Source organism: Phenylobacterium sp. (assembly GCF_016124325.1).
Lineage (GTDB): Bacteria > Pseudomonadota > Alphaproteobacteria > Caulobacterales > Caulobacteraceae > Phenylobacterium.
The window spans coordinates 1-24,068 of sequence record NZ_WGNY01000003.1; the positions used below are offsets into that span (position 1 = coordinate 1).

Genomic DNA, 24,068 nt, shown 5'->3' on the forward strand with positions numbered 1-24,068 from the left:
GCCGGAGGGGGCTTCAGGCGCCGGACGACGGCTTCGACCTGGGCGTCGAGGGGCAGGTCCTCGAAGGCGGGGTCGTCGAAGGCCTCGTGCAGGGCGTCGACCAGTTCGTCTTCGAGCCGCTCGGCCTCGGGGCGTTCGTGTTCGGACCAGATGAGCGCGCTGACGGCTTCCTCCACCTCGGCCATGCGGCTGAGCACGCCGAAGTCGGGGGCGGGGCGGTTGGCGAGGATCTCGCGGGTGCGTTCGGCGCGTTCCAGGTCGCCCACTTCGCGGCGCAGGCGGGCCTTCATGGCCAGCGTCTGGCGATAGGAGCGGGCCAGGCCCTCCAGGGGCCGGGCGAGCGCGACGGCGCGCTCGTCCTCATCCTCGGCCAGGGCCTCGATGCGGTCGGCGTAGCGCATGGCGAGGCCCAGCAGGCGCTCGGACAGGCGGCTCAGGCCGTCGAGGTCGGCGGTGATGTCGGGGCGATGTTCCAATGGGAACAAAGATAGAACATCAAGGGCAAGAAGTCAATATCTATCTCCGCTCATCCCGGCCTTCGCTGGGATAAGCGCAGGGGGCGCGGCGGGCTTGCCGCGCCCTCGTGGCCATATTATAAATGAATGCTCATTTATAAACAGGAGGCTGGCCGACATGACCTGGGAAGGCTTGCCGCTCGACGGACAGGTGGCGCTGGTCGCGGGCGCGACGCGGGGCGCCGGGCGGGGAATCGCGCGGGCGCTCGGCGCGGCCGGTGCGCTGGTCTATTGCACCGGCCGCAGCGCGGCCGGCCAGGCCGGCGGCATGGACCGTCCGGAGACCATCAATGAGACCGCCGACCTGATCCGCGAGGCCGGCGGGCGCGCCGTGGCCGTGCGGGCCGACCACACCCGGGAGGCGGAGGTGGCGGACCTCGCCGCCCGGGTCCGCGCGGAGGCCGGGCGGCTCGACGTGCTGGTCAACAGCATCTGGGGCGCCGACCCGATGATCGACTGGTCGAAGAGCTTCTGGGAGCTCGACCTGGGCGGGGTGCGCGACTACCTGGACCAGACGCTGGTCAGCCACCTGACCACCAGCCGGCATTTCGCGCCCCTGATGGTCGAGGCCGACCGCGGCCTGATCGTCGAGGTGATCGACGGCCACTTCGCCGGCTACCGAGGGCATATCCTCTACGACCTGGTGAAGGCGGGCCTGGCCCGGATGGCCTATGGCATGGCGATGGAGCTGGCGCGCACCGGCGTCACCGCGCTCAGCCTGTCGCCGGGCTTCCTGCGCTCGGAGGCGGTCTTGGGGCACTTCGGCGTGGCCGAGGACAACTGGCGCGAGGCGATCGCGAAGGACCCGTTCTTCGCCGAATCCGAGACGCCGGCCCTGGTGGGGCGCGCGGCCGTGGCGCTCGCCGCCGACCCAAACGTGAAGCGCAAGGCGGGGCTGATCCATTTCGCCGCCGACCTGGCGCGGGAATACGGCTTCACCGACGTCGATGGCCGCACGCCCGACTTCCCGGCGATGTTCGACGCGCAGGTGAAGGCCGTGGCCGAGGCGCCGGCGGCGGACGATCACGGGCGCTTCCTGATGTGGGCGCGCTACGGGCAGATCCATTCGGATCCGGCGCGGCGGGACCTGGCCGTGCTGCTGTCGAAGGCGCTGGGGCTCGGCGACCTGGGTCCCGGCCTGGGGCCGGCGGCATGAGCGCGGCGCTGGGGTTCCGCGCTGGCCGGGGCGGGGCCGTGGTGGTCGGTGTCGCGCTGGAGGGTTCCGGACCGCGGCTGGTGCTGTCGAGCGTCCTGGCGACGGCGGCCGAGGGCGACCGGCTGGCGATGGAGCCCTATCGCGTGGCCGCCGAGCTGGCGCGCGGGGCCGCGGGGGAGGTCCCGGCCGAGGCGGCCGCGGCGGTGGCCGAAGGGCGCCGGCGCCAGGCGGCGCTGGCGAAGCAGGGGCTGGACCGGATCGTCGCGACGCTCGCGGAGGCGGGTCGCGCGCCGGCGGTCGCGGCCCTGCTGGTCAATCGCGCCGGCTGGATCGGCGACCTGCTGGCCTACAGCCTGTTCGCGCCCGAGCATCCGGCGGTCGCCGAGGGCCTGGCGGTGCGCGACGCGTTGCGTGCGGCCTTCGCCGCCCGCGGCCTGGACGCCGTGGAGATGGACGAGAAGTCGCTGACCGAGGCGGCGTCGATCAAGCTGGGGCTGTCGCCGGCCGAGATCGACGCGCATCTCAAGGCGATGGGCGTGGCGGCGGGGCGACCCTGGCGCAAGGATCAGAAGCAGGCCTGCCTGGCGGCCTGGGTCGCGGCGCGGGGAGGCCAGAGCCTTCCCGGACCAAGTGGACCGCTTGATCCGGACAAGAAGGCCCTGTCTTCAAAGGTCGAGAGCCCGTCCGGGCGGGTGAACCGGTCCCCACTTCACCCTGACGGGCTCTAGATATGCCGCGACGCAAGACGATCAGCGACGACGAGATCCTGGAACGGGCGCTGCCGCTGATGGCGGCGGCCGGGCCGGCGGGCTTCACCCTGGCCGACCTCGCCAGGGAGGTGGGCGTCGCCCCCGCCACGCTGATGCAGCGCTTCGGCGACAAGCAGACCCTGGTCGAACGGGCCTTCGCCCAGGACAACACCCGGTTCGTGGCCTGGCTGGAGGACCAGCCGACCGGGGTGGGGGCCGAGGTGGTGGTGCGGATCTATTCCGAGGCCACCAAGCTGTTCGGTGACAATCCGAGCCTGGCCGACCACCTGCTGTGGCTGCGCGAGGACATCCGCGACCCGGCGCTGAACCGGCTGGCGCGGCGGCGGTTCAGGCTGTTCCGCGAGATGATCCTGAAGCGGATGCCGCCGATGCCGATCCCGGCCCAGCGCGCGGCCCGGCTGCTCGACGCCCAGTACCACGGGGCGGTGGTGCAATGGGCCCTGGAGCCGCGCGGGAAGCTGGCCGACTTCGTGCGGCGAAGCCTCAGGGACTGGTTCCGTTTGAGCGGGCTCTAGGGAGACTTCCTTTCCCGCGGAACGCGGGAGGGGGGCCATCGGCCGAAGAGCCGATGGTGGAGAGGGCAGGCCTCAGGCGCGGGGTTCTCTGCCGGCCGTTCGCGTCCGCGCCTGCAAGATGACGGCATCGGCGATAGAGGCAAGGTCGCGATAGGGCTCGCACGCGCCCATCCGCAGCACAGTCACGCCGCGTGCTTTGCGCCATGCGGCCGCTTGCCCCTCCACCCCCCGCTCATCAGCCGGCCTGCGCCGGCTTCGGCGGGCGGTCCCCCTCTCCCACTGCGTGGGAAAGGAAGATCCGTTCTCGAACAAATGCGGAACGTGTGGATCGTCGGCGCCAAGGCCGATCGCGCCCTTGACCTCCGGTCCGTCAACCGGGCGGGTATGCCCCCCGAACCGAGACCGGAGGACTGAATGCCCACGTTCGAAACCCTGCTCTATTCCGTCGAGGACGGGATCGCGACGATCACCCTGAACCGGCCCGACCGGTTGAACGCCTTCAACACCCAGATGATGAAGGACCTGATCGCGGCCTTCGACGCCACGGACGCCGACGACGACGTGCGGGTGGTGATTATCACCGGCGCGGGCCGGGGCTTCTGCGCCGGCGCCGACCTGGCGGCGGGGGGCGACACCTTCAACTACGACGCCCGCAGCGAGGCCGACAACGCCGCGCGGCGCGTCGAAGGGGTGCAGCGCGACGGCGGCGGCCTCTTGACCCTGCGCATCTTCAACAGCCTCAAGCCGGTGATCTCGGCCTGCAACGGCCCGGCGGTGGGCGTGGGCGTGACCATGCAGCTGGCCATGGACATCCGCCTGGCCTCGACGGCGGCGCGCTACGGCTTCGTCTTCGCCCGGCGGGGCCTGAACCCCGAGGCGTGCTCGTCGTGGTTCCTGCCGCACCTCGTGGGCGTCCAGACGGCGCTGGAGTGGTGCTACACGGGCCGCATCTTCCCGGCGTCGGAGGCGCACGAGCGCGGGCTGGTGCGCTCGGTCCACGAGCCCGACGACCTGCTGCCGGCGGCGCGCGCGATCGCCCGCGAGATCGCCGACAACACCGCGCCCGTGTCGGTGGCCATCACCCGCCAGCTCATCTGGCGCATGGCCGGCGCCAGCCATCCGATGGAGGCCCACCGCGCCGACAGCCGCGGCATCCAGATGCGCGGCAAGTCGGGCGACGCCCGCGAAGGCGTGACCTCGTTCCTGGAGAAGCGCCCGCCGAACTATCCGGACAAGGTCTCCAAGGACCTGCCCGACATCTGGCCGCACTGGAAGGCGCCGGAGTTCATCTGACGGACGTCATCAAAGCGCGCCGCGGCCTCCGCGGCGCGCTTTGATGACCAGATACGCGAGTTCACCTTACTGGTGCGTATCCACCCAGGATTGTTCGCAAGCGAATGGTCTTCTGTTGTCGCAGTAGGCGTGCCGATTTTTCCTTATTTTGGTTGTTGTGATGGAGCAGCGATCCAGATAGTGACGGGACACTGATCTAGTGAATCACTGTGCGTCGCCAGCGACGCCGAGCCTCCGGACCCAAAAGATATGGACGAAAAGTCGGAAGTCATCGAAATGACGGCGGATATTGTTTCCGCCTATGTCGGCAACAACACTGTGGCGGCCGCTGATCTGCCGGGATTGATTCAGAGCGTCCACCGGGCCCTGGCGGGCGTGTCGGCCGGAACCGACACCGCCGAGGCGGCGCCGAAGGAGCCGGCCGTGCCGGTGCGCCGGTCGATCACGCCGGATTACCTGATCTGCCTGGAAGACGGGCGCAAGTTCAAGTCGCTGAAGCGTCACCTGCGCACCAAGTACAACATGAGCCCGGAGGAATACCGGTCGAAGTGGGGCCTGGCGAAGGACTACCCGATGGTCGCGCCGAACTACGCCAAGGCGCGCTCGGACCTGGCCAAGCAGATGGGCCTGGGCCAGGGCGGCCGTCAGGCGCCCCGCAAGAAGCGCTGATCCGACGCACAGCCGATGCTGCGACGCCCGCCGGAAACGGCGGGCGTTTCGCTTTCTGACGGTGTTAACCACTTTCGGCTTGCCGCCGATTCGCGGGTCAGGCGATAGTCGATTCGTCGAAAATCCAAGCCGTTAGTAGAGACTCATAAGATGGCGGCGCAGTTGGCGGCTCCGGCCGCGGCGATCCGGGCCCACGAAGAGCTGTTCGCGTACTGGAACGGCCTGCGCGCGGGCGAGCCGATGCCGCCGCGCCGCCGCCTGGACCCCGGCGGCATCAAGCGCCTCCTGCCGACCGTCAGCCTCACCGAGGTGCTGCAGGGCGACGGGCTGGACTACCGCGTCCGGCTGGCCGGCACCGGCCTCTACAACGTCTACGGCCGGGAGATCACCGGACTGCGGCTCAGCGAGATCTACAACACCGCCGCGGCCGACTACTGGCGGGCCGAACTGGGCAAGGTGGTGCGCGAGGGCCGTCCGGGCGTGGGCGTCCACAATCTGGGCTGGCGTGGCGCGAGCCACCTGTCGATCGTCTGGATCCGCCTGCCCCTGTCGATGCGCGGCGGCGAGGTCGACCTGATCCTCGGCTACGACGCGGTCGTGGGCCTGGGCGCCGTGCAGAGCGGGATACGGCCCGCAGCCTGAGCTATGCCGCCAGGGCCAGTTCGGCGTCGCGGCGGATGCGGGCGACCATCGAGGCCAGGCCGTTGGAGCGCTGCGACGAGAGCGCGCCGGTCAGGCCCAGCGCCTCGAAGGCCTGCCGGGCGTCGAACGCCAGGATCTCGCCGGGCGCGCGCCCCGAGTAGAGCCGCAGCAGGATGGCGATCAGGCCGCGCACGATGTGGGCGTCGGAATCGCCGCGGAACACCAGGGCGCCGCTAGGCTGCGGCTCGGTCACCAGCCAGACCTGGCTGGCGCAGCCGCGGACCTTCTGGGCGTCGGTGCGCTCGGCGTCGCTCAGGGGCGCGAGGTCGCGGCCCAGCTCGATCACATAGCGGTAGCGCTCCTCCCAGTCGCCGAGGAGCTCGAACTCGTCCTTCAGTTCGGCGAGCGCTTGATCGATGCCAGACATGTGCGGGCGACTTAAGAGGCCGGGCCCCGCCATGCAACCGCGCTCATCCCGCGGGCAGGCGGACGCAGGCGGTCATGCCCTCGCCGGGTTCGCAGGCGAGCCGCAGCCGTCCGCCCATGGCGCGGCAGGTCAGGTCGGCGATCGGCAGGCCCAGGCCCGCGCCCTCGGACTTGCGGGTCAGTGCGTTCTCGCCCTGCTCGAAGGGCGCCATCAGCCGGTGGAGATCGGCGGGATCGACGCCCTCGCCGTCGTCGTGGACGCGGATCTCCACGGCGTCGCCCTTCCGCGCGGCGGCGACGCGCACCGTCCCGCCCTCGGGCGAAAACACGATCGCGTTGTGGATCAGCTGGGTCAGCACCGAGCGCAGGCCGCGGGAGTCGGCCGTGACGGCGGGCAGGTCGCCCCGGCCGTCGACCGCCACCGTCACCTTGCGGGCGGCGAGGTCGGCCTTCAGCCCGGCCAGCACGTCGTCGAGCGCGGGCTCCAGCGGCTCGCTCCGGAAGTCGAAATCGACGGTGCGGCCCTCGAGCCGGGCGATCTCCAACACCTGATTCACAAGTTTCAGCAGCTTCTGGCCGCTGCCGTGGATGATCTCGGCATATTCCTTGTACTGCGGGGTCCCCAGCGGGCCGTACAGTTCCGCTGTGAGAATTTCGGAGAAGCCCAGGATGGAGTTCAGCGGCGTGCGCAGCTCATGGCTGACCATGCGCAGGAACGAGCGCTTCTGCTCTTCCGCAGCCGCCTCCAGCCGGGCGCGGGCGTCCGGACGGGCGGGCGGCGGAGGGTCAGCCTCGTGAGACATGCAGTGGCGATACGCCTGCGGGATCGGAAGCCGCAAGGTGGCGCGCAGCGCTTACGAAAACCTTTCCCCACGGCAGGGGATGGTCCGCGCGCTCGCGGTGCGACAGCGTGGCCGTTAGACTTTGGCCGCGAACACCCGGAGCATTCCTAGATTCGCCATGATCCCGGCCCGCGCGACATCGACGAAGGTGCGCCGCCGCAGCGATGCGGGGTTCGCGCTCGTCTGGCATGGCGCCTGGGCCCTGGCGGTCGCCGCCACGACCGGGGGGCTGGCCGTGCTGGGCGGCCTCCAGTCGGGCCCTGAACTGGCGGCGCTGGGCGTCGGCGGGGCGGCGGCCATCGCCGGCGCCGTGCTGGCGCTGCTCGGCGGACCGGGCCGGGTCGGGGCGATCCTGGCCTGGGGTCTGGCCGGGGCCGCGGCCTGCCACCTGACGGGCGGGGTGTCCGGGCCGATGGCGGCGTGGTGCCTGGCGCCCGCCGCCGCGGCCGCGGCGTTCCGCGACCGGGACGCCCTGGCGCTGGGCGCGGCCGCCGCGCTCGCCGCCGCGGCGGCCTCGGCGCTGGACGGGGCCATCTTCCAGCTTCCCGCGGCCGACCCGGCCTTCGCCCCCTGGCTGGGCCTGCTGGCGCTGGGCACGGTGAGCCTGGGCATGGCCGCCGGGCTGATCGGGTTCCAGGGCGCGGCCCAGCGCGCGCGCCGCCGCCGCGCCGAGGCCGACGACATCCTCGAACTGCTCGACCTCCAGCCGCTGCTGCTGGCCACGGTCGAGCGCAACGGCCGGGTGATGACCGCCGCCGGCGCCACGATCGCCGGGCAGCCGGCCGACGCCCTGGCCGGCCGCAGCCTGGGGCTGCTGGTGGCCGAGGCCGACCTGCCGGTGCTGGCCGGCGCGCTGCACGCCGCCGGGCGCGACGGCCGCGCGACGGTCTACGTCGCCCCGCCGGGCGAGGCCGACGGATGGCTGGAGATCGCGCTGAAGGACGCCGGCGCCGGCCGCTTCGTGGCCTCGGTCCGCGACGCGCGCGACCAGCTGGTGCGCGAGCGCCGCCTGGAGGCCGCCCGCGTGTCGGCCGAACAGCAGAACGCCGGCAAGTCGCGGTTCCTGGCCAATATGAGCCACGAGCTGCGCACGCCGCTGAACGCCATCATGGGCTTCTCCGACATCATGCGGCAGCGGCTGTTCGGGCCCCTGGGCGACCGCTACGCCGAATACGCCGAGCTGATCCACGAGTCGGGCAGCCACCTGCTGGAGCTGATCAACGACGTCCTGGACATCTCGAAGATCGAGGCCGAGCGCTTCGAGCTGACCATCGAGACCTTCGACGCGGGCGACGCGGTGGAGGCGGTGCTGCGGCTGATGCGCGGCCAGGCCGAGCGGGCCGGCGTGCACCTGCGCGGCGTGCTGCCGCCCACCCCGCTGATGGCCGACGCCGACCGCCGGGCGGTGAAGCAGATCGCCATCAACCTGATCTCCAACGCGGTGAAGTTCACCCCGCGCGGCGGCGCGGTGACGGTCACCGTGCAGGCCTCGGGCGACACCCTGGAGCTGGTGGTGGCCGACACCGGCGTCGGCATCGCCGAGGACGACCTGGAGCGGCTGGGCCGGCCCTTCGAACAGGCCGGCGACGCCGAACAGCGCGCCGCCGGCTCGGGCCTGGGCCTGTCGCTGGTGCGCGCCTTCGCCCGCCTGCACGGCGGCGACATGGCCGTCGAAAGCGCCATGGGCGAGGGCACCACCGTCACGGTGCGCATGCCGATCCTGGCCTCGGCCGAAGTGGTCGACATCCGCGCCCGCGAGCGGCGGAAGGGGTAGGGGCAAGGGCGGGGCGGGGGATTGAACCTGTCTTTGGCGCTTTCTGACTCAACCGAGACGTTGGTGACGTCCGGTGTTTGGCCCTGCGATTAGGATCCATCCGTAGATCTGGGGGCCAATGTCAGCGCTCCCCGACCACAGGTTGCGACAAGGGTAATCAGCCTCGTAAGCTGAGCAACACCCTCTCGATTCAGGTTCGATCTCCGATGGCCCATACCTTTCGACTAGTGCGGGCCGGCGGTGGAGCGGACGGTAGCGGATTGCAATCGGCGGGCAATCTTCCTCCAACGGTCACCTTCTCTGATCCGAACACACCGGGTGGGTCTGAATGCAACTATTCAATTATCATTGGGAACAATGGATCGGGAAAGAGCCGTCTGCTCGGAAAAATCGCGAGCGACTTAGTGAGTATGTACCGCGGCGGCTCAGGGCGCGAGCGCTATGCTCGACTTGATTGTCTTGAATACCTTTGCGATGGGACCCGCGTTGCTCTGCGTGGACGCCCGATTGAATCACTGACGCTCGAAAATCTGGAGGCGCCGACGCCGCTCCCCACTCGGGTGATCGCCGTCGCGCTCACTCCAGTCGACAAATTTCCGCTGGAGCCGTCTAGCGACGGCGACGACATCCCACTCGGGGATATCCAGCAACTCCGCGACGGCGTGTCCTTCTACCACTACATCGGCATGCGCGACCGCACGAACCGCGCCTCAGTTGTGGCCCTGCTCTACCGCGCCTTGGAAGGGCTGGGAGGCCAGCGAAGCGCCGCCGAGGCTGTTCGGCTGCGCGGTGTGTTCGAATTGTTGGGATACGAGCCCCGCATCCGGGCAAGGCTCAAGGCCACTATTGGGCGTGATGTGCAAGCCTTCCTGCAGGGCGGTGTCGACCTGGATAAGGCCAAGGATGACGATACGAGGCTTCTGAAGCGTCTCCGGAACGTCGTAAGGTCCGGCGCCCTCAGCGAGGCCTGGCTGCGCGAGATGCTCGCCGGCGTCACGCCGTTCTTGGCCAAGCAAGGTCTGGAGCTTGATCTGCGGTTCGGAAATGGGGCGCCGGCTTTGCCATTCGACGGCGAAGCATTGCGACTGCTCCGCCGCCTTGGCGCGCTTACTCTGTCGTCGATTGATGTCTGGAGGTCTGACGGAACCCGCCACGATTTGCGTGAGGCGAGCTCTGGCGAGATCAGCATCCTAACGGTCTTTCTGTCCATCGCTGCCCACCTTCGCGATGGAAGCCTCGTCCTGGTGGATGAACCGGAGACGAGCCTGCACCCGGAGTGGCAGAGCAAATATGTCCACCTAATGCGCGAGGTATTCGCAACCTACTCGGGCTGCCATTTCATTCTTAGCACCCACAGCCCCCTCATCGTCGCCGACCTACCAGAAGGGTCATGGGTATACTCGATGGACCGCGCCAGCAGCGTGTCGACCAATGAATTGCTCGGTCGTTCACCGGACTACGTGATGGCCAAGGCCTTCGACGTCATCAGCCCGACCAACTACTACCTGCGCGACGTGCTTGCCGAGGCCCTACGGCTGGTGGGCGAGCGGCAGATTCGGAGCCCGGAGTTTGACGCCAAGCTCTCCGAACTAGTCCGGCTTGCCGGCAATATGGACGGCGGGGAGCAGATCAAGGAGATCGTCAAGGACCTACAGGTCGCCAAGGATGAGCTGGCGACCGATGGCGATTAATCCCATCGTTTTCACCGTCGAAGAGCTTGCTCAGATAAAAGCTGTCCGCGATCAGGGCGGCGGCTGGGACAGCGACGACCTCAATGCCATCAGGTCTCGGATCAAGCAGTTTTACCTGCAGGGCCAGCAGTTCAAATGCTGCTACTGCCGTCGAGAAAATGTGGTCCAGCACGGACGCGCATGGGACGTCGAGCACATCATTTCCCGGAAGGCCAACGCGGCCTTCATGTTCGAGCCAGAGAACCTCGCCGTGGCTTGCATCGACTGCAACCTGGCGAAATTGGACGCCAACATTCTAGCGCGGCCGAGGGTTCGGTTTCCTCGCGCGTCCGACGCGTACACCATCGTGCATCCCCACTTCGACGACTGGGACGCCCACTTTCTTTTGATCGGAGTGCTCTACAACCCCCTCTCTGCGAAGGGTGCTGAGACCATCAAGATTTGCAAGCTCTGGAGGTTCTACAACCTCGTTGGTTCTGATGCCCTTTTCAACGAGGATGGTCGGTATGTCCGGCTGGCGGAACAGGTGCTCTTCGCCAAAACGGCCGCGGAGGCAGAGCCTGCAGTTCTGGCCATGCGTGAAATGATCCAAGAAGCGAAGGACGATGCCTGATGGCGAACTCTAGGTCTATCGCCTCTGGCTGCTGGCCAGTGCACAGCCAGCGAAGCGGTGCAGGTCGAAATTGGTCCGCCCGAACAAGCGGCCAAGGCCAGGGTTGATGACGTCGAGGCCGAGCCCGGCGGTCTCAGCGATCGAGAGAATGAAAGCCGGTTCCGCGGTGCCAATGTAGAAGGCAACGTAAGGAAACGCCGCGACGTGATCGCCGCCGAACCCGCCCGCATTGCAGCTGGCAACCGGGACCGCGCCCAGAGCTGATAGAGCGAGTGTGGCGGCAGCCGTGCCAAGGTCGAGGTCCCAGATCGCGTCGAGTTCGTCGAGGGCGTCGGCACGCTCTTCGTCGAACCGCTCTGCTTCTTGATCCCGGTCGACGGCGGCGGCAAAGCGCTCGAAGAGCGCCGTTTCCCGCTGGAGGACGTCGGCGACGTTATCCCAGGTGAAGCCCCTCAAATCGCGGTACTGCAGGTTACCCGCGAGGCAGTCCTCCTCTCCATTTTCGAGTTCCTCGGTACTAGGGTTGATCAGCTCCGCGGCGGGGAAATTGCGGACCAGCTCAACGGCGTAGGTTTCCATCGGATATTGGAGGTTGACTTTGCAGGAGATTGGAACAAAATAAGAACTGTACCTGGCGTCGGCGTGGCGCCACTCTGGCGCCATGTTGGCCGATTCGAAAACCGCCACCGTCAGGTCGCTAGACCGCATCAATCTACGCCTGCCGGCGGAAACGTTTGAGGCGATCGACGCCGCTCGGGCAACACGACCAGGTGCCGTTTCTCGTAACACTTGGATAACCGAAGCAATAGAAGAGAAGCTGGCGAGAGATCGCCTGCGTCGCACGCAAGGGGAAGGCGGCGAACATGCCTAGCTTTTACGAGTTCTTCGCTGGCGGCGGGATGGCCCGCGCTGGCCTGGGGTCGGAGTGGACCTGCTTGTTCGCCAACGACTTCGACCCCAAAAAAGGCATGACCTACCAAAGAAACTGGGGGACCGGCGGCGAATTGTTGATCGGCGACGTCGGCCAGATCAAAGCCGCCGCGCTCCCGGGCATGGCTGATCTCGTGTGGGGATCGTTCCCTTGCCAGGACCTCTCCCTCGCAGGGGGCGGTGCCGGCCTCAAGGGCGAGCGGTCAGGAACCTTCTATCCCTTCTGGGACGTCGTGACCGGACTGATCAAGGACAATCGGGCGCCCAAGATCATCGCGCTGGAGAACGTCCTTGGTACCTTGACCTCTCATGGCGGTCGAGACTTCGAGGCGATCTGCCGGACCTTTGCGGAGGCGAACTACCGCTTCGGTGCGCTGGTGATCAACGCGTCGCAGTTCCTTCCTCACTCTAGACCGCGTCTGTTCGTAGTCGGTGTGCATGAGAGCGTCGCCGTCGATCCAGGGCTTGTGTCTCCCGGACCGATCGAGCCGTTCCACACACCAGCCCTGCAGCGGGCAATGGACCGTGTCGGGGCTGAGACCCTGCAGTCGATGGTTTGGTGGAACATCCCGTCGCCGCCCTGGCGGAACTCGACTTTCGCGGACTTTATCGAAGAGCATCCCACGAGCGTCGAGTGGCACACGGAAGCCAAGCGCGATCAGATCGTGAGCATGATGTCGGCCGTCAACTTGGCCAAGCTGGAGGCGGCGAAGCGCGCCGGCCGCCGCATGGTGGGCGGCGTGTATCGCCGCACCCGCTTCGATGAGCGCGGCAACAAGGTGCAACGTGCCGAGGTTCGCTTTGATGATGTGGCGGGCTGCCTACGCACCCCGGCTGGCGGTTCGAGCCGCCAAGTCATCATGGTGGTAGACGGTGAGCGCGTGCGTACGCGCCTGATTTCGGCGCGAGAGACCGCCCGCCTGATGGGCTTGGACGACAGCTACGTTTTGCCCAAGAACTACAACGAGGCCTATCACCTCACCGGCGATGGCGTGGCAGTTCCGGTTGTCCGACACCTAGCGGCGCATCTGTTCGAGCCTCTGTTGGGTGATCAAGCGTCGAAGAAGGGTCGGGCGCGATCCGCGCGACGTGCCTGAACCCGGACCGCTTTTCGGCCGCGACCCCGACGCGACGAACGTTCCGCCGTTCGAGACCGCCGATCTTCGTGCGAATCTCGCGAGGTTCCTTGAAACGCCCTTTGCGGTGGGCCACGCGGCGCCCATGCCAGTGGGGAACTTCCGCTGGGGCGTCTACGCCTTCTTCGACTACGATGGTGAACCGATCTACGTCGGCCAAACCAACGAGCGTCTACGCTCGCGCATTCGCCGCCACCTGACGAACCAGCGGACCGATGCTGTGGCCATGTCGGTGCTGGACCCGTTCGAGGTCTTCGAGATCGAAGTGTGGCCGATGGCGGATCTGCAGAACGCGCCGAGGACGGACGCAACGGCGCGCCGTCGGCTCGATGCCCTTGAGCGGCTGATCACAGCTCAGGCCATCGAGAACTCTCAATTCAAGGCCATCTTGAATGAGAAGGACCCGCCTCGCGGCTCGGTAACGGTCGAGGCACCGCCGTCGTTACGGGCGCGGATCGTCTCGGATCGCGTCTTCGAAATCCGTTCGCATCCCGATTTCCGCTTGGCGCGGCGCTCGCTGATCCTGTCGCGGCTGGCGCAGGTAATTTCGGAGCGGAAGGTTCAGGGTGGTTTGCGTCGTGTGCTCCTTACTCAAGCCAAGCGTCTTCAGTGGCTGGCATCGCGCCGATACGAAGCCCTCGGCGGCGCCGCTTCCGTCTCGACGGAAGCGGACGAGGACGCCGAAGGCTGAGCCGTTGGAGACTGGCCGTTGCGGGAAGGTCTGGAATGTGGATCGGACCCGAATTCCCCTCATGGCGCGTCTCAGACTCCGCGATCGGGCCCGCTGAACGCCGCAGTCGAACGCCGGCCGCGATCCCCGCGCCGCCCCTCTCCCGGCCTCCCGGCCTCTCCCCTCTCGCTGCGCGGGGGGAGGGGAGGCGGCCTACCGCGCGGCGATCTGGAGGAAGGCGCGGGCGGCGGCGAAGTCGCCGACTTCGACATAGGCGGTGCGGACCTTGTCGCCGGGGAACAGGAACTCCACCGCCACGCCTTCGCGCGGGTCGAGGTCGGCCAGGGCCTGGGCGGCGGCGGCGGGGAAGCGGAAGGCCCAGCCGTCCTCGGCGCCCTTGGGCAGCAGTTCGGCGTCGGCCGGGGTGCGCGCCTCGGCCAGGAAGCCGCGGGTCGCCGAGCGCGGGGGGAGCTTGCGGCTAAGCGGGGCGTCGGCGGCGAGGCCGAGATAGGGGCCGAGCGTGCGGGCCTCGTCGCGCAGCACGAGGCGCGCGGCGTAGGGAGTCTGGCCGTCGGCGAAGGCGGCCACGGCGACCAGGCCGCTGGCGCCCTCGCGGCCCGCCAGGCCGAAGGTCATGTGATCGGGCCCGAAGATGACGTCCTGGGCCACCCGCCAGCGCGTGGCGCGGCCCACGCCGCGGTCGGCGCGCCAGTCGGCGACGTCGCCGGGCCAGGTCATGCGGGTGACGCGCTGGAACCCGGCGAAGGCGTCCTGGACCCGGGCGGCGGCCTGGGCGAGATCGCGGCCGTGACAGTCGAGGCGGGCGGCCTGGGCCTGGGCCCGGCGCTCCAGCGCCGCGAGGTCCTTGGGCTCGACGCCTGCGCGCAGAGCCGCGCCGCGCGCCTGCGCCGCCCCGGCGGCCAGGGCGGCCGACAGCTCGGGCGTGAACAGGCGGCAGCGGCCGTCGGCCGCGCTCATCATCGTGCGCTCGAAGTACAGGTCCGCCGGCTGCGCCGCAGCCGGAGCGGGCGCAACCAGCAAGGCGGCGCCGAACAACCCCATCCATCGAGACGCCCGAGGCGCGCTTCTGCGCGGTCTCGTCATGCGTCCACCATCTCGCGCGGCCTTTGCGGCCGTCTCACGGGCAAGCTTTACCGGCTTAGTGTTGAACCAAGGTTGACGGGGCGGGCCGGCTCCGCATGCTCCGCGCGCATGCTGCTCTCCACCGACATCTGGGTCGGCGCCCTGATCCGCCGCGCCGAACTGGGCGGCGGCTTCGCCGTGGTCGCGCGCAAGGGCGATCCGCGGGCGGGCGCGGTGCTGGTCAAGGTGCTGAACCGCTCGGACGGGACGGCCCGGCTGCTGGCCGAGGCCACGCGGGGCGACGGCGAGCGCATCTGGATGGAGCCGGCCGCCAGCCGCGAGGAGCCGGACCTGGACCGCTACATCGAGCGCGCCGCGCGCATCGATCCCGACGTCTGGGTGGTCGAGATCGAGGATCGCCAGGGCCGGCACTTCCTCGTCGAACCGGTCGAGAAGGCCTAGGCGCGTGACGGCCGGGACCCGGCGTTGGGCCCTCGCGGGCCTGCTGGCCGCCGCCGCGCTGGCGGCCGTGGGCCTGGGCCTCTGGCAGGTGAGCCGGGCGCGGTGCTTCGCCCTGACCGGGCCGGTGGTCTGCCGGGTGGAAACGTCGGCCCCGCTGGTGGCGCTGACCTTCGACGACGGGCCGACGCCGACGGGCGTCGAGGCCGTCCTGCCGGTGCTGGAAGCGAAGGGCGCGCGCGCCACCTTCTTCCTGATCGGCGAGGACGTGGCGAAGCATCCCGAGCTGGCGGCGCGGCTGCTGGCCGCGGGCCAGGAGGTGGGCGACCACAGCTATACCCACCGCCGGATGGTCGGCCGGCCGTCGGCGTTCTACGACCGCGAGATCGGCGACACCGAGGCGCTGCTGCGCAAGGCCGGGGCGGCGTCGGGCCTGTTCCGCCCGCCCTACGGCAAGAAGCTGTTCGGCCTGCCGCTGGCGGCGCGCCGCCACGGCCTGAAGATCGTCATGTGGGACGTGGAGGACCCCGCGACCTCGGACCCGAAGGCCTTCGCCGGCCAGGTGGTGGCCCAGGCGCGGCCGGGCTCGATCATCCTGGTCCATGCCATGTACGCGTCCAACGCCACGGCCCGCGCGGCCCTGCCGATGATCCTGGACGGGCTCGACGCCAAGGGCCTCAGGGCGGTCAGCGTCGGGGAGCTTCTGGCCCAAGCCCGATAGGCGCAAGCGGGCGCAGGCTTGCCGTTGCGGCAGTCTGGCCAACCGAGCGCCTATTACCTAAACAGCTGTTTGAAGCTCCGGGAGGCCCTGATGGCTCGCATGAAGTTCGGCGCGTTCCTCGCCCCGCACCACCCCATCGGCGAACATCCGATGCTGCAGATGCGCAACGACATCAAGTTCGCCGCGCACCTCGACGCCCTGGGCTACGACGAGTTCTGGGTGGGCGAGCACCACTCCACGGGCTGGGAGGTGATCGCCTCGCCCGAGATGTTCCTGGCGGGCGTGGCGGAGAACACCCACCGGATCCGCCTGGGCACGGGCGTGGTCTCGCTGCCCTACCACCACCCCTTCAACGTCGCCCAGCGGATGGTCCAGCTGGACCACATGAGCGGCGGGCGCGTGATCTTCGGCACCGGCCCGGGGGCCCTGCCGTCGGACGCCTATATGCTGGGGATCGACCCGATGACCCAGCGCGACCGCCAGGACGAGGCGATCGGGGTGCTGCAGCGGCTGTTCCGCGGCGAGCGGGTGACCCACGAGAGCGACTGGTTCACGCTGAAGGACGCCCGGCTGCAGCTGTTCCCGCTGCAGGAGGAGCTGCCGATGGTCACGGCCTCGTCGATCAGCCCGTCGGGCATGACCCTGGCCGGCAAGTACGGGATCGGCGTGCTGTCGATCGGCTCGAACTCCGACGCCGGGCTGGCGGCGCTGCCGACGCAGTGGAAGTTCGCCGAGGAGTCGGCGGCCAAGCACGGCCAGAAGGTCAGCCGCGACGACTGGCGCGTGCTGATGATGTGGCACATCGCCGAGACCCGCGAGCAGGCCCGCGCCGAGGCGCGCGAGGGCCTGATGCACTGGCACAACGAATACACCGTGGGCACGCTGATGCGGCCGGGCGCGGAGCTGTTCACCGATCCGGACGAGGCGGTGGACAAGACCGCCTTCGCCGAGGGCTCGGCGGCGGTGATCGGCACGCCGGACGACCTCGTGGCGGCGATCCGCAAGCTGCAGGCCTCGGCCGGCGGGTTCGGGACGGTGCTGGGCTTCGTGCACGATTGGGCCAACCGCGAGAACACCAACCGCAGCTGGGAGCTGGTGGCGCGCTACGTGATCCCGGAGGTGCAGGGGCTGCTGGAAGGCTATCGCACCTCGCGCGCCTATGTGGTGGAGCACCGCGAATCGTTCGAGCGCGCGGGCCAGGCCGTGCTGGCCAAGATCATGTCGCACGAGGGCGCCGCCAAGGCGCTGCAGGAAGGCATGAAGGGCAGCGTCGCCATGCGCTCGCCCAACGCGCCCGACCTCGACAAGGCGGCCAAGGCGCTGAAGGCCGGGGAGTAGGCCGCTTCCGGTTCGCCGCCCGGCGTGTTAGGCGCGGCGCCCCATGAGCACCTCTCCCGCCGCCGAAGCCGCGCGCCGACGCACCTTCGCGATCATCTCGCACCCTGACGCCGGCAAGACGACCCTGACCGAGAACCTGCTGCTGGCCGGCGGGGCGATCCGGGCGGCCGGCGCCGTGCGCGCCCGCGGCGAGAACCGCCGCACCCGGTCGGACTGGATGAAGATCGAGCGCGAGCGCGGGATTTCGGTCTCGGCCTCGGTGATGACGTTCGACCACGACGGGCTGATGTTCAACCTGCTGGACACGCCCGGCCACGAGGACTTCTCGGAAGACACCTACCGCACCCTGACGGCCGCCGACGCGGCGGTGATGGTGCTGGACGCCGCCAAGGGCATCGAGCCGCAGACCCTGAAGCTGTTCGAGGTCTGCCGGATGCGCGACATCCCGATCGTCACCTTCATCAACAAGATGGACCGCGAGGCGCAGGACCCGTTCGAGCTGCTGGACGAGATCGCCTCGAAGCTGGCGCTGGACCCGGCGCCGCTCTACTGGCCGGCCGGCTCGGGCGGGCGCTTCAAGGGCATGCTGGACCTGCGCCGCGACCAGTTCCTGCCGTTCCAGAAGAAGGGCGGCGGGGCCGACGAGGACGACGGCCATCCGCCGGCCGTGGCCTTCAAGGGCAACGCCGTCGTCAGCTACCTCGATCCCGACGAGCAGGAGGAGCTGGGCGAGAACGCCGAGCTGGCCCAGGGCGGGCTGAAGCCGTTCGACCCGCAGTCGTTCCTGGAAGGCCACATGACGCCCGTCTTCTTCGGCTCGGCGCTGCGCCACTTCGGCGTGGCCCAGCTGCTGGAAGGCATCGGCGCCTACGCCCCGCCGCCCAAGGCCGTGGCGGCGACCAAGGCGGGCGAGGCGATCCACGTGGCGCCGGGCGACCGCGAGGTCTCGGGCTTCGTCTTCAAGGTCCAGGCGAACATGGACCCCAACCACCGCGACCGCATCGCCTTCCTGAAGCTGTGCTCGGGCCGGTTCGCGCGCGGCATGAAGCTGAAGGTCCAGAACACCGGCAAGCAGCTCAGCGTGAACGCGCCGATGATGTTCTTCGCCTCGGACCGGGAGCTGGCCGAGGACGCCTACGCCGGCGACGTGATCGGCATCCCCAACCACGGGGTGCTGCGGGTGGGCGACAGCCTGTCGGAGAGCGGGACCATGCGCTTCGCGGGCCTGCCGAACTTCGCCCCCGAAATCCTCCAGCGCGTGCGGGTCAAGGACCCGCTGAAGGCCAAGCACCTGAAGAAGGCCCTGGAAAGCCTGGCCGAGGAGGGGGTGACGCAGCTGTTCCGCCCGACCCTGGGCGCCGACTTCATCGTGGGCGCGGTGGGGCAACTCCAGTTCGAGGTGATGGCCGACCGCCTGCGCGAGGAATACCAGCTGGACGTGATCTTCGAGGCGAGCCCCTACGCCGAGGCCCGCTGGATCACCGGCGAGCGGGCCGAACTGGAGGATTTCGCGGGCAAGCACCGCGGGGCCATGGCCGTCGACATCGACGAGCAGCCCGTGTTCCTGGCCAAGTCGGCGTGGGAGGTGGGCTACGTGACCGAGCGGTTCCCGAAGGTGGGCTTCGAGCGGTCGAAGGAGCGGGCGTAGGGCCGCAAACCTGCGCTTCGTTAATGCAAGAAGCAGGCCAACTTTCTGATTTTGCGGGAAATTTATTTGGCCAAATTAACCATGTTCGCGAAGTTAATGGGTTGTTAAGGCCTTCGGCTCCGGGTTTGCTTCGTCCCGAAAGCGCCCGTCTGGCGCGTTCCAACCTGGGACGCCGGCGGCGCCGGAGCGGCCGATGTTCGAGTTGGGTCGAGAGCTGAAGCGCCTGTTCGCGTCGGAACGCGCGAAGACGCCGAATGACGGGCTGACCGGGGGCGACACGTCGCTGCTGGAGCTGCTGGACGCCCAGTTGCTGGCGCAGGAAGCCAAGTCCTGCGACATCGCCGCCGGGCGCATCGGCGCCAAGGACAAGCCCCGTCGCCGGCTGGAGGCCGCCATCGTCTGGCGCGAGGTGGCCCGCCGTACGGGCGACGCCGTGGCGCTGCGCAAGGCCGCCGCCGGCGCCGAGACCGCCGCCGCGGGCTTCGAGACCGCGAACCGCAAGGACGGATGGGCCCGCGCCCGCTGCGAGCAGGCGTTCTGCGCGCTGCTGGGCGCCGAGATCTTCGGCGACCCCGGCCTCAACGCCGCCGCCGAGGTGGCCTTCCAGGAAGCGCGCACGCTCGTGAAGGGCGGGCTGGCCGCGCCGCTCGCCGACGTGGGCCTGGCCGCCATCGCCGCGCGCCGCACGCTCGATTCCGCCGACGCCGGCGAGGCCTGGGCCCTGTCGGGCCAGTTCACCGCCCCGATCGCGGCGCTGGATTCCATCGCCAAGCGGGTCACCGCCGCCCGCGCGCTGGCCGCCGAGGCGCGCCTGATCCGCGCCGAGCTGCTGGCCGGCTGGGGCGCCCGCCTGAAGGACGGCGACCTGCTGGAGGCGGCGGCCCTTGAGGCCGCGACCGCCGCCCAGCGCCTCGATCCCAACTACGAGCCGCTCACCTGGGCGCGGGCGAAGATCGTCCACGGACAGGCGCTGGCCCTGCGCGGCGAGTCGGTGGGCGACGTCGACGCCCTGGCCGCCGGCGCCGGCGCCCTGGCCCTGGCCCTCGACAACCTGGCCCGCGATCACAGCCCGCTGGACTGGGCGCGCACCCAGGTGGCGCTGGCCCAGGCGCTGCAGGCGCTGGGCGACGCCTCGTCGGACGCCCGCGCCTTCGAGCACGCGATCAGCTGCTACGACCGCGCCGGCCTGGTGCTGAAGCAGACCACGACCCTGCCGCTGCGCGGCGTGGCCGCCGGCGCGCGCGCCGTCTGCCTGGCCCGCGTGGCCGAACTGACCGGCGACGCCGGCGTGCTGGACGCCGCCGAGGCGGCCATGAAGATCGAGCTGGGCAAGCTCTCGCCCCGCCGCGACCCGGTGGGCTGGGCGCTGGCCCAGCTGCATCTGGCCCGGCTTTACGAGGCGCGGATGGGCCTCACCGGCCGCGACAACGGCGAGCGCGCCGCCGCGGTCATGGCGCTCGAGGCGGCCCTGGACGTCTTCGCCGAACACGGCCTGCGCTCGCTGAGCGTCCTGACCCACGAGGCGATGGAGCGGCTGAGCGGCCCGCGCCCGCAGTTCGGAAACTGACGCCGTCAGCCTCTCCGCTCATCCCGGCCTTCGCCGGATGAGCGGGGGAACGTGTTTCCAACTTGGGATGCAGGGCGCATGCTCCCGGATCGGGAGGATCGCCGCATGCTTCGTTACGCCCTGATCTCCGCCGTCCTGGCCGCCGGCGCCGCCGGACCGGCGCTGGCCGGCGTCGACTGGACCGCCGCACCCACCGTGGCCGACATGGTCGCGCTCTATCCCGAGAAGGCCAAGGCCGAGGGGATCGGCGGCGGCGTCGAGCTGGCGTGCACGGTGGCGAGCGGCGGCGCGCTCCGCCAATGCGACGTGCTGGCCGAGACGCCGCGGGGCTACGGCTTCGGGGCGGCGGCCCGCAAGCTGACCCACCAGATGCGCGCCGAGCCGGTGCTGAAGGGCTCGGAGGTGCGCGTGCCCGTGACCTTCCCGGCCGAGCTGGCCAAGGGCGAGCCGCTGACCGCCAAGACGCCCATGTGGACCGCGCTGCCGACGGCGGCCGAGCTTCAGGCGGTGGTGCCGAAGACGCCGGGTGGGCCGAACGACATCCGCGTGACCCTGCTCTGTGACGTGGAGGACGGCGGCGCCCTGACCGGGTGCGGCGTCGACCGCGAGGAGCCGGGCGGCCACGGCTTCGGCGCGGCGGTGCTCGGGCTGGCGTCGAAGTTCCGCGTCGAGCTGATGAGCGCCGAGGGCATGCCGACGGTGGGCGCCAAGGTGCGCGTGCCGGTGCGCTTCGATCTCAAGCCGGTCGACCAGGCCGCGAAGTAGGACCGCCGCGCCTCAGCGGCCGCGCCACCAGCGCAGGGCCGCGCGCTCGACCAGTTCGAGCAGGCCGTAGAGCACCACGCCCATCACCCCCAGCACGAAGAGGGCGGCGAACATCTTCGCCGTCTGGAGCCGGAAGCTGGCGTCGAGGATGCGCCAGGCCAGGCCCTGGACCTTGCCCGAGCCGGCGACGAACTCGGAGACCACGGTCCCGACGATGGCGAGGCCGGCGGCCACCTTGTGGCCCTCCAGCAGGAACGGGGCGGCCGAGGGCAGGCGCAGGCGCAGGAGGCGCTGGAGCCGCGTCGCGCCATAGAGGTCGAACAGGCGCATCAGGTCGGGGTCGGCGGAGCGCAGGCCGGTGACGGCGCCGGAATAGATCGGGAAGAACGCCACGATGGTGGCGAGCGCGATCAGGGCGTGCTCGGGGTGGTCGGTGCCGGCCCAGATGTTCACGAGGGGCGCGATGGCGATCACCGGCGTGACCTGGAGCACCACGGTGATCGGCTGGACGGCCCGCTCCAGCAGGCGGCTGAGGGTGACGGTCAGCGCCAGGGCCTGGGCGATGAGGCTGGCCAGGACGAGCGCGATCAGGGCGTTGGACAGGGTGTACCAGGCCGCCTGCAGCAGGCTGGGCCACTCGTCGCGCAGGCTGGCGGCGATCGCCGACGGCGGCGCCAGGAAATAGACCGGCACGTCGAAGGCGCGGCAGGCGCCCTCCCAGACCGCCAGCAGCAGGGCGATCAGCGCCCACGGCGCGGCGAAGTCGGCGAGACGCCTCATGCGGCCATCCCCTGGGCCAGCGCCAGCGACACGGTCTCGACCGTGGCGCGGAAGGCGGGGTCGGTGCGGAAGCCGGCGTTGCGCGGCATCGGGCCCTCGACGGCGACGTCGGCGGCGATGCGGCCGGGGCCCTTGGTCATCACCACCACGCGGCCGGCCATGTAGACCGCCTCTTCGACGTTGTGGGTGACGAAGACGATGGCGGGCTTGAGCATCGACCACAGGGCCAGGACGTCGTCGGCCAGCGCGCGGCGGGTGATCTCGTCGAGGGCGGCGAAGGGCTCGTCGAGCAGCAGCAGGCGGGGCTCGGTCACCAGGGCGCGGGCGAGCGAGACGCGCATGGCCATGCCGCCGGAAAGCTGCGCGGGCCGCGCGGACTCGGCGCCGGAGAGGCCCACGCGGGCCAGCGCCGCGTCGGCCCGCTCGCGCGCCTCGCGGCGGGGGACGCCGGCCAGCTCCAGCGGCAGCGTCACATTGGCCCGGGCCGACAGCCAGGGCGCCAGCGTCGGCGCCTGGAACACCACGGCGGTCTCGCCCAGGCCGGGCGTGCGCTGGACCTCGCCGCGGCCGGGCGCCTCCAGGCCGGCCAGCAGCCGCAGCGCCGTCGACTTGCCGCAGCCGGAGGGACCGACCAGGGCCACGGTCTCGCCGGGTTGGATCGCCAGGCTGAACGGCCCCAGCGCCCGGCCCCGGGCGTAGTCGACCTCGACGTCGGTGAGGGCCGCCAGCGTCATCCCCGCCTCCCGCGTCGCGAGCACCGGCGCCCCGTTCGGAGATCGTGCGAGAGAGCCCTCTCCCCCCTGCGGGGAGAGGGTTGGGAGCGGGGGTGTCGGCGGCGTGCTCGCAGGCTGTTGCGTCGGGGTCCCAATTCCTCAGCGCCGAGCAGCATCCCCACCCCCGACCCCTCCCCGCGAGGGGGAGGGGAGCTGCGTCCGCGCCGCAGATCGTCGGCCATCGTCGGCGTTGTCGTCACTTCGGGGCGAACTGCAGGGTGTAGGCTTTGTGCGGGTCGAGCGTCTTCGGATAGACGCCCTGGGCGGCGGCCATGTCGAAGAACGTCTGCCAGCGGGCGTCGCTCATGGCGCCGATCGGCCGGCCCTCGGCGCCTTCGACGATCTTGTAGGTCCGCATCTTCTCGCGCGCCTGGTCGAGGACGTCCTGGGTCATCTCCGGATTGTCCTTCCGGATCAGGGCGTCGGCCTTCGACGGGTCGCCGTTCAGATAGTCGCTCCACCCCTTGGCCGAGGCCTCGACGAAGGCCAGGACGGCGGCCGGGTTCTTCAGGATCAGGCTGTCGGGCGCCAGCACCATGGTGGCGTAGCCGGGGTAGCCCTCGTCGGCCAGCAGGAAGACCTTGGGCTTCAGCCCGGCCTCCTTCTCGATCGTATAGGGCTCGCTGGTCAGGTAGCCCTGCTGGGCGGCGCGCTTGTCGGCGAGGAAGGGCGCGGGGTTGAAGGTGTACTTGCGCACCTGGTCGTCGGTGAAGCCGTACCTGGCCTTCAGCCACACCCAGAAGGCGGTGATCGAGGCGTCGGACAGCAGGATCGGGTGGCCCTTGAGGTCGGCGATCTTCTCCACGCCGGTGTCGGGGTGGGCGATCAGCACCTGCGGGTCCTTCTGCATGAAGGCGGCGACCGCCTTCACCGGCACGCCCTCCTGGGCCAGGTTCATGACGATGAAGCTGTTGGAGCCCATGCCGAGGTCCACGGCGCCGGAGGCCAGGAGCTGGGGCACGTTCACGCCGGGCCCGCCCTGGACGATCTTCACGTCGAGGCCGCGGCGGGCGTACTCGCCGGAGGCCAGGGCCTGGTAGAAGCCGCCCTGCTCGGCCTGGGCGCGCCAGTCGGTGGCGAAGCGGATGGTCACCGGCGCGTTCGCCTCCGGCGCCTTGGCCGGCTCGGACTTCGGCGAGCACGCGGCCAGGGCGGCGGCCAGCGCCAGGACGACGAAACGCAACGCTTTCATGGAGACCCTCGCTTCGAGCGCGGCAAGGGTAGGGCGCTGCGACGGCGCTTCCAAGCGCCAGATCCTTCTCCCGTGGAGGAGGTGGCCCGCAGGGCCGGAG

At 70.0% G+C, this 24,068-nt stretch carries 25 protein-coding genes; 17 read left to right on the top strand and 8 right to left on the bottom strand.

Annotated elements, in window-relative coordinates; genetic code table 11:
* On the bottom strand, positions 1-476 hold a 476-nt coding region (locus tag GC203_RS00800), incomplete at its 3' end, for a hypothetical protein (RefSeq protein WP_293450336.1).
* Positions 477-633: 157 nt separating this feature from the next.
* Here GC203_RS00800 and GC203_RS00805 point away from each other — a divergent pair.
* The 6 genes from GC203_RS00805 to GC203_RS00830 all read left to right on the top strand — a co-directional run bounded on the left by GC203_RS00805 (position 634) and on the right by GC203_RS00830 (position 5,560).
* Positions 634-1,671 carry an SDR family oxidoreductase gene (locus tag GC203_RS00805; protein ID WP_293450338.1) on the top strand — a complete coding sequence of 346 codons (1,038 nt, stop codon included), beginning with the start codon at positions 634-636 and terminating at the stop codon, positions 1,669-1,671.
* Positions 1,668-2,399: a hypothetical protein gene (locus GC203_RS00810; RefSeq protein WP_293450340.1), complete on the top strand. Its 732-nt coding sequence runs from the start codon at positions 1,668-1,670 to the stop codon at positions 2,397-2,399. Before GC203_RS00805 ends, GC203_RS00810 begins: the two co-directional genes overlap by 4 nt.
* Positions 2,400-2,401: 2 nt before the next feature.
* Positions 2,402-2,956 (top strand): helix-turn-helix domain-containing protein, encoded by a 555-nt coding sequence (locus GC203_RS00815; RefSeq protein WP_293450342.1) that lies wholly within the window; start codon positions 2,402-2,404, stop codon positions 2,954-2,956.
* Positions 2,957-3,370: 414 nt separating this feature from the next.
* On the top strand, positions 3,371-4,249 hold the full coding sequence (locus tag GC203_RS00820) for a crotonase/enoyl-CoA hydratase family protein (RefSeq protein WP_293450344.1): 879 nt from the start codon (positions 3,371-3,373) through the stop codon (positions 4,247-4,249).
* 249 nt (positions 4,250-4,498) lie between these two features.
* Entirely contained in the window at positions 4,499-4,918 is a 420-nt protein-coding gene (locus GC203_RS00825) for a MucR family transcriptional regulator (protein WP_293450346.1), read from the top strand.
* Between the two features lie 150 nt (positions 4,919-5,068).
* Positions 5,069-5,560 carry a PAS domain-containing protein gene (locus GC203_RS00830; RefSeq protein ID WP_293450348.1) on the top strand — a complete coding sequence of 164 codons (492 nt, stop codon included), beginning with the start codon at positions 5,069-5,071 and terminating at the stop codon, positions 5,558-5,560.
* Between the two features lies 1 nt (position 5,561).
* Here GC203_RS00830 and GC203_RS00835 read toward each other — a convergent pair whose 3' ends face one another.
* Together GC203_RS00835 and GC203_RS00840 are read right to left on the bottom strand one after the other, a co-directional pair.
* Positions 5,562-5,987 (bottom strand): SufE family protein, encoded by a 426-nt coding sequence (locus tag GC203_RS00835; RefSeq protein ID WP_293450350.1) that lies wholly within the window; start codon positions 5,985-5,987, stop codon positions 5,562-5,564.
* 43 nt (positions 5,988-6,030) lie between these two features.
* Complete coding sequence (locus tag GC203_RS00840) at positions 6,031-6,789, bottom strand: HAMP domain-containing sensor histidine kinase (RefSeq protein WP_293450352.1); 759 nt, start codon at positions 6,787-6,789, stop codon at positions 6,031-6,033.
* A 157-nt stretch (positions 6,790-6,946) separates the two neighbouring features.
* Here GC203_RS00840 and GC203_RS00845 point away from each other — a divergent pair, with 157 nt between their 5' ends.
* From GC203_RS00845 to GC203_RS00855, 3 genes are all read left to right on the top strand, one after another.
* Entirely contained in the window at positions 6,947-8,602 is a 1,656-nt protein-coding gene (locus tag GC203_RS00845; RefSeq protein ID WP_293450354.1) for a HAMP domain-containing sensor histidine kinase, read from the top strand.
* Positions 8,603-8,808: 206 nt separating this feature from the next.
* On the top strand, positions 8,809-10,293 hold the full coding sequence (locus GC203_RS00850; RefSeq protein ID WP_293450356.1) for an ATP-binding protein: 1,485 nt from the start codon (positions 8,809-8,811) through the stop codon (positions 10,291-10,293).
* Positions 10,283-10,906 carry an HNH endonuclease gene (locus tag GC203_RS00855; protein ID WP_293450358.1) on the top strand — a complete coding sequence of 208 codons (624 nt, stop codon included), beginning with the start codon at positions 10,283-10,285 and terminating at the stop codon, positions 10,904-10,906. Before GC203_RS00850 ends, GC203_RS00855 begins: the two co-directional genes overlap by 11 nt.
* A 15-nt stretch (positions 10,907-10,921) precedes the next feature.
* On the opposite strand, the gene GC203_RS00860 is transcribed toward GC203_RS00855, so the two are convergent.
* A complete protein-coding gene (locus GC203_RS00860) occupies positions 10,922-11,485 on the bottom strand; it encodes a hypothetical protein (protein WP_293450360.1) in 564 nt (187 codons plus the stop codon).
* Positions 11,486-11,769: 284 nt separating this feature from the next.
* Here GC203_RS00860 and GC203_RS00865 point away from each other — a divergent pair, with 284 nt between their 5' ends.
* Entirely contained in the window at positions 11,770-12,933 is a 1,164-nt protein-coding gene (locus GC203_RS00865; protein WP_293450362.1) for a DNA cytosine methyltransferase, read from the top strand.
* Positions 12,884-13,663 carry a GIY-YIG nuclease family protein gene (locus tag GC203_RS00870; protein ID WP_293450364.1) on the top strand — a complete coding sequence of 260 codons (780 nt, stop codon included), beginning with the start codon at positions 12,884-12,886 and terminating at the stop codon, positions 13,661-13,663. Before GC203_RS00865 ends, GC203_RS00870 begins: the two co-directional genes overlap by 50 nt.
* Positions 13,664-13,855: 192 nt before the next feature.
* Here GC203_RS00870 and GC203_RS00875 read toward each other — a convergent pair whose 3' ends face one another.
* A complete protein-coding gene (locus GC203_RS00875) occupies positions 13,856-14,683 on the bottom strand; it encodes a hypothetical protein (RefSeq protein ID WP_293450366.1) in 828 nt (275 codons plus the stop codon).
* Between the two features lie 171 nt (positions 14,684-14,854).
* Between GC203_RS00875 and GC203_RS00880 the strand changes: the two genes are divergently transcribed.
* The 6 genes from GC203_RS00880 to GC203_RS00905 all read left to right on the top strand — a co-directional run bounded on the left by GC203_RS00880 (position 14,855) and on the right by GC203_RS00905 (position 21,223).
* A complete protein-coding gene (locus tag GC203_RS00880) occupies positions 14,855-15,187 on the top strand; it encodes a DUF1491 family protein (protein ID WP_293450368.1) in 333 nt (110 codons plus the stop codon).
* A gap of 4 nt (positions 15,188-15,191) precedes the next feature.
* On the top strand, positions 15,192-15,905 hold the full coding sequence (locus GC203_RS00885; protein WP_293450370.1) for a polysaccharide deacetylase family protein: 714 nt from the start codon (positions 15,192-15,194) through the stop codon (positions 15,903-15,905).
* A gap of 90 nt (positions 15,906-15,995) precedes the next feature.
* On the top strand, positions 15,996-17,243 hold the full coding sequence (locus GC203_RS00890) for an LLM class flavin-dependent oxidoreductase (RefSeq protein WP_293450372.1): 1,248 nt from the start codon (positions 15,996-15,998) through the stop codon (positions 17,241-17,243).
* A 43-nt stretch (positions 17,244-17,286) separates the two neighbouring features.
* Positions 17,287-18,891, top strand: coding sequence for a peptide chain release factor 3 (locus GC203_RS00895; RefSeq protein WP_293450374.1), 1,605 nt, complete (start codon positions 17,287-17,289; stop codon positions 18,889-18,891).
* A gap of 193 nt (positions 18,892-19,084) precedes the next feature.
* Positions 19,085-20,458, top strand: a complete 1,374-nt coding sequence (locus GC203_RS00900) for a hypothetical protein (protein ID WP_293450376.1) — start codon at positions 19,085-19,087, stop codon at positions 20,456-20,458.
* A gap of 105 nt (positions 20,459-20,563) precedes the next feature.
* The gene (locus GC203_RS00905; protein ID WP_293450378.1) at positions 20,564-21,223 is read left to right on the top strand and encodes a TonB family protein; all 660 of its coding nucleotides are present in this window, start codon (positions 20,564-20,566) and stop codon (positions 21,221-21,223) included.
* Positions 21,224-21,235: 12 nt separating this feature from the next.
* Here the strand turns inward: GC203_RS00905 and GC203_RS00910 are convergent, their stop codons facing one another.
* From GC203_RS00910 to GC203_RS00920, 3 genes are all read right to left on the bottom strand, one after another.
* The gene (locus tag GC203_RS00910) at positions 21,236-22,003 is read right to left on the bottom strand and encodes an ABC transporter permease (RefSeq protein ID WP_293450380.1); all 768 of its coding nucleotides are present in this window, start codon (positions 22,001-22,003) and stop codon (positions 21,236-21,238) included.
* A complete protein-coding gene (locus GC203_RS00915; protein ID WP_293450382.1) occupies positions 22,000-22,737 on the bottom strand; it encodes an ABC transporter ATP-binding protein in 738 nt (245 codons plus the stop codon). Before GC203_RS00915 ends, GC203_RS00910 begins: the two co-directional genes overlap by 4 nt.
* Before the next feature lie 235 nt (positions 22,738-22,972).
* Positions 22,973-23,968 carry an ABC transporter substrate-binding protein gene (locus GC203_RS00920; RefSeq protein WP_293450384.1) on the bottom strand — a complete coding sequence of 332 codons (996 nt, stop codon included), beginning with the start codon at positions 23,966-23,968 and terminating at the stop codon, positions 22,973-22,975.
* Positions 23,969-24,068: the final 100 nt, after the last annotated feature.

What these genes read in the sequence shown, in the direction of transcription:
- GC203_RS00825 (WP_293450346.1), top strand. Translation starts at nt 4,499, where the DNA reads ATGGACGAAAAGTCGGAAGTCATCGAAATGACGGCGGATATTGTTTCC.
- GC203_RS00865 (WP_293450362.1), top strand. Translation starts at nt 11,770, where the DNA reads ATGCCTAGCTTTTACGAGTTCTTCGCTGGCGGCGGGATGGCCCGCGCT.
- GC203_RS00895 (WP_293450374.1), top strand. Translation starts at nt 17,287, where the DNA reads ATGAGCACCTCTCCCGCCGCCGAAGCCGCGCGCCGACGCACCTTCGCG.
- GC203_RS00880 (WP_293450368.1), top strand. Translation starts at nt 14,855, where the DNA reads ATGCTGCTCTCCACCGACATCTGGGTCGGCGCCCTGATCCGCCGCGCC.
- GC203_RS00830 (WP_293450348.1), top strand. Translation starts at nt 5,069, where the DNA reads ATGGCGGCGCAGTTGGCGGCTCCGGCCGCGGCGATCCGGGCCCACGAA.
- GC203_RS00860 (WP_293450360.1), bottom strand. Translation starts at nt 11,485, where the DNA reads ATGGAAACCTACGCCGTTGAGCTGGTCCGCAATTTCCCCGCCGCGGAG.
- GC203_RS00845 (WP_293450354.1), top strand. Translation starts at nt 6,947, where the DNA reads ATGATCCCGGCCCGCGCGACATCGACGAAGGTGCGCCGCCGCAGCGAT.
- GC203_RS00835 (WP_293450350.1), bottom strand. Translation starts at nt 5,987, where the DNA reads ATGTCTGGCATCGATCAAGCGCTCGCCGAACTGAAGGACGAGTTCGAG.
- GC203_RS00805 (WP_293450338.1), top strand. Translation starts at nt 634, where the DNA reads ATGACCTGGGAAGGCTTGCCGCTCGACGGACAGGTGGCGCTGGTCGCG.
- GC203_RS00920 (WP_293450384.1), bottom strand. Translation starts at nt 23,968, where the DNA reads ATGAAAGCGTTGCGTTTCGTCGTCCTGGCGCTGGCCGCCGCCCTGGCC.
- GC203_RS00810 (WP_293450340.1), top strand. Translation starts at nt 1,668, where the DNA reads ATGAGCGCGGCGCTGGGGTTCCGCGCTGGCCGGGGCGGGGCCGTGGTG.
- GC203_RS00840 (WP_293450352.1), bottom strand. Translation starts at nt 6,789, where the DNA reads ATGTCTCACGAGGCTGACCCTCCGCCGCCCGCCCGTCCGGACGCCCGC.
- GC203_RS00915 (WP_293450382.1), bottom strand. Translation starts at nt 22,737, where the DNA reads ATGACGCTGGCGGCCCTCACCGACGTCGAGGTCGACTACGCCCGGGGC.
- GC203_RS00855 (WP_293450358.1), top strand. Translation starts at nt 10,283, where the DNA reads ATGGCGATTAATCCCATCGTTTTCACCGTCGAAGAGCTTGCTCAGATA.
- GC203_RS00850 (WP_293450356.1), top strand. Translation starts at nt 8,809, where the DNA reads ATGGCCCATACCTTTCGACTAGTGCGGGCCGGCGGTGGAGCGGACGGT.
- GC203_RS00815 (WP_293450342.1), top strand. Translation starts at nt 2,402, where the DNA reads ATGCCGCGACGCAAGACGATCAGCGACGACGAGATCCTGGAACGGGCG.
- GC203_RS00905 (WP_293450378.1), top strand. Translation starts at nt 20,564, where the DNA reads ATGCTTCGTTACGCCCTGATCTCCGCCGTCCTGGCCGCCGGCGCCGCC.
- GC203_RS00820 (WP_293450344.1), top strand. Translation starts at nt 3,371, where the DNA reads ATGCCCACGTTCGAAACCCTGCTCTATTCCGTCGAGGACGGGATCGCG.
- GC203_RS00900 (WP_293450376.1), top strand. Translation starts at nt 19,085, where the DNA reads ATGTTCGAGTTGGGTCGAGAGCTGAAGCGCCTGTTCGCGTCGGAACGC.
- GC203_RS00910 (WP_293450380.1), bottom strand. Translation starts at nt 22,003, where the DNA reads ATGAGGCGTCTCGCCGACTTCGCCGCGCCGTGGGCGCTGATCGCCCTG.
- GC203_RS00890 (WP_293450372.1), top strand. Translation starts at nt 15,996, where the DNA reads ATGGCTCGCATGAAGTTCGGCGCGTTCCTCGCCCCGCACCACCCCATC.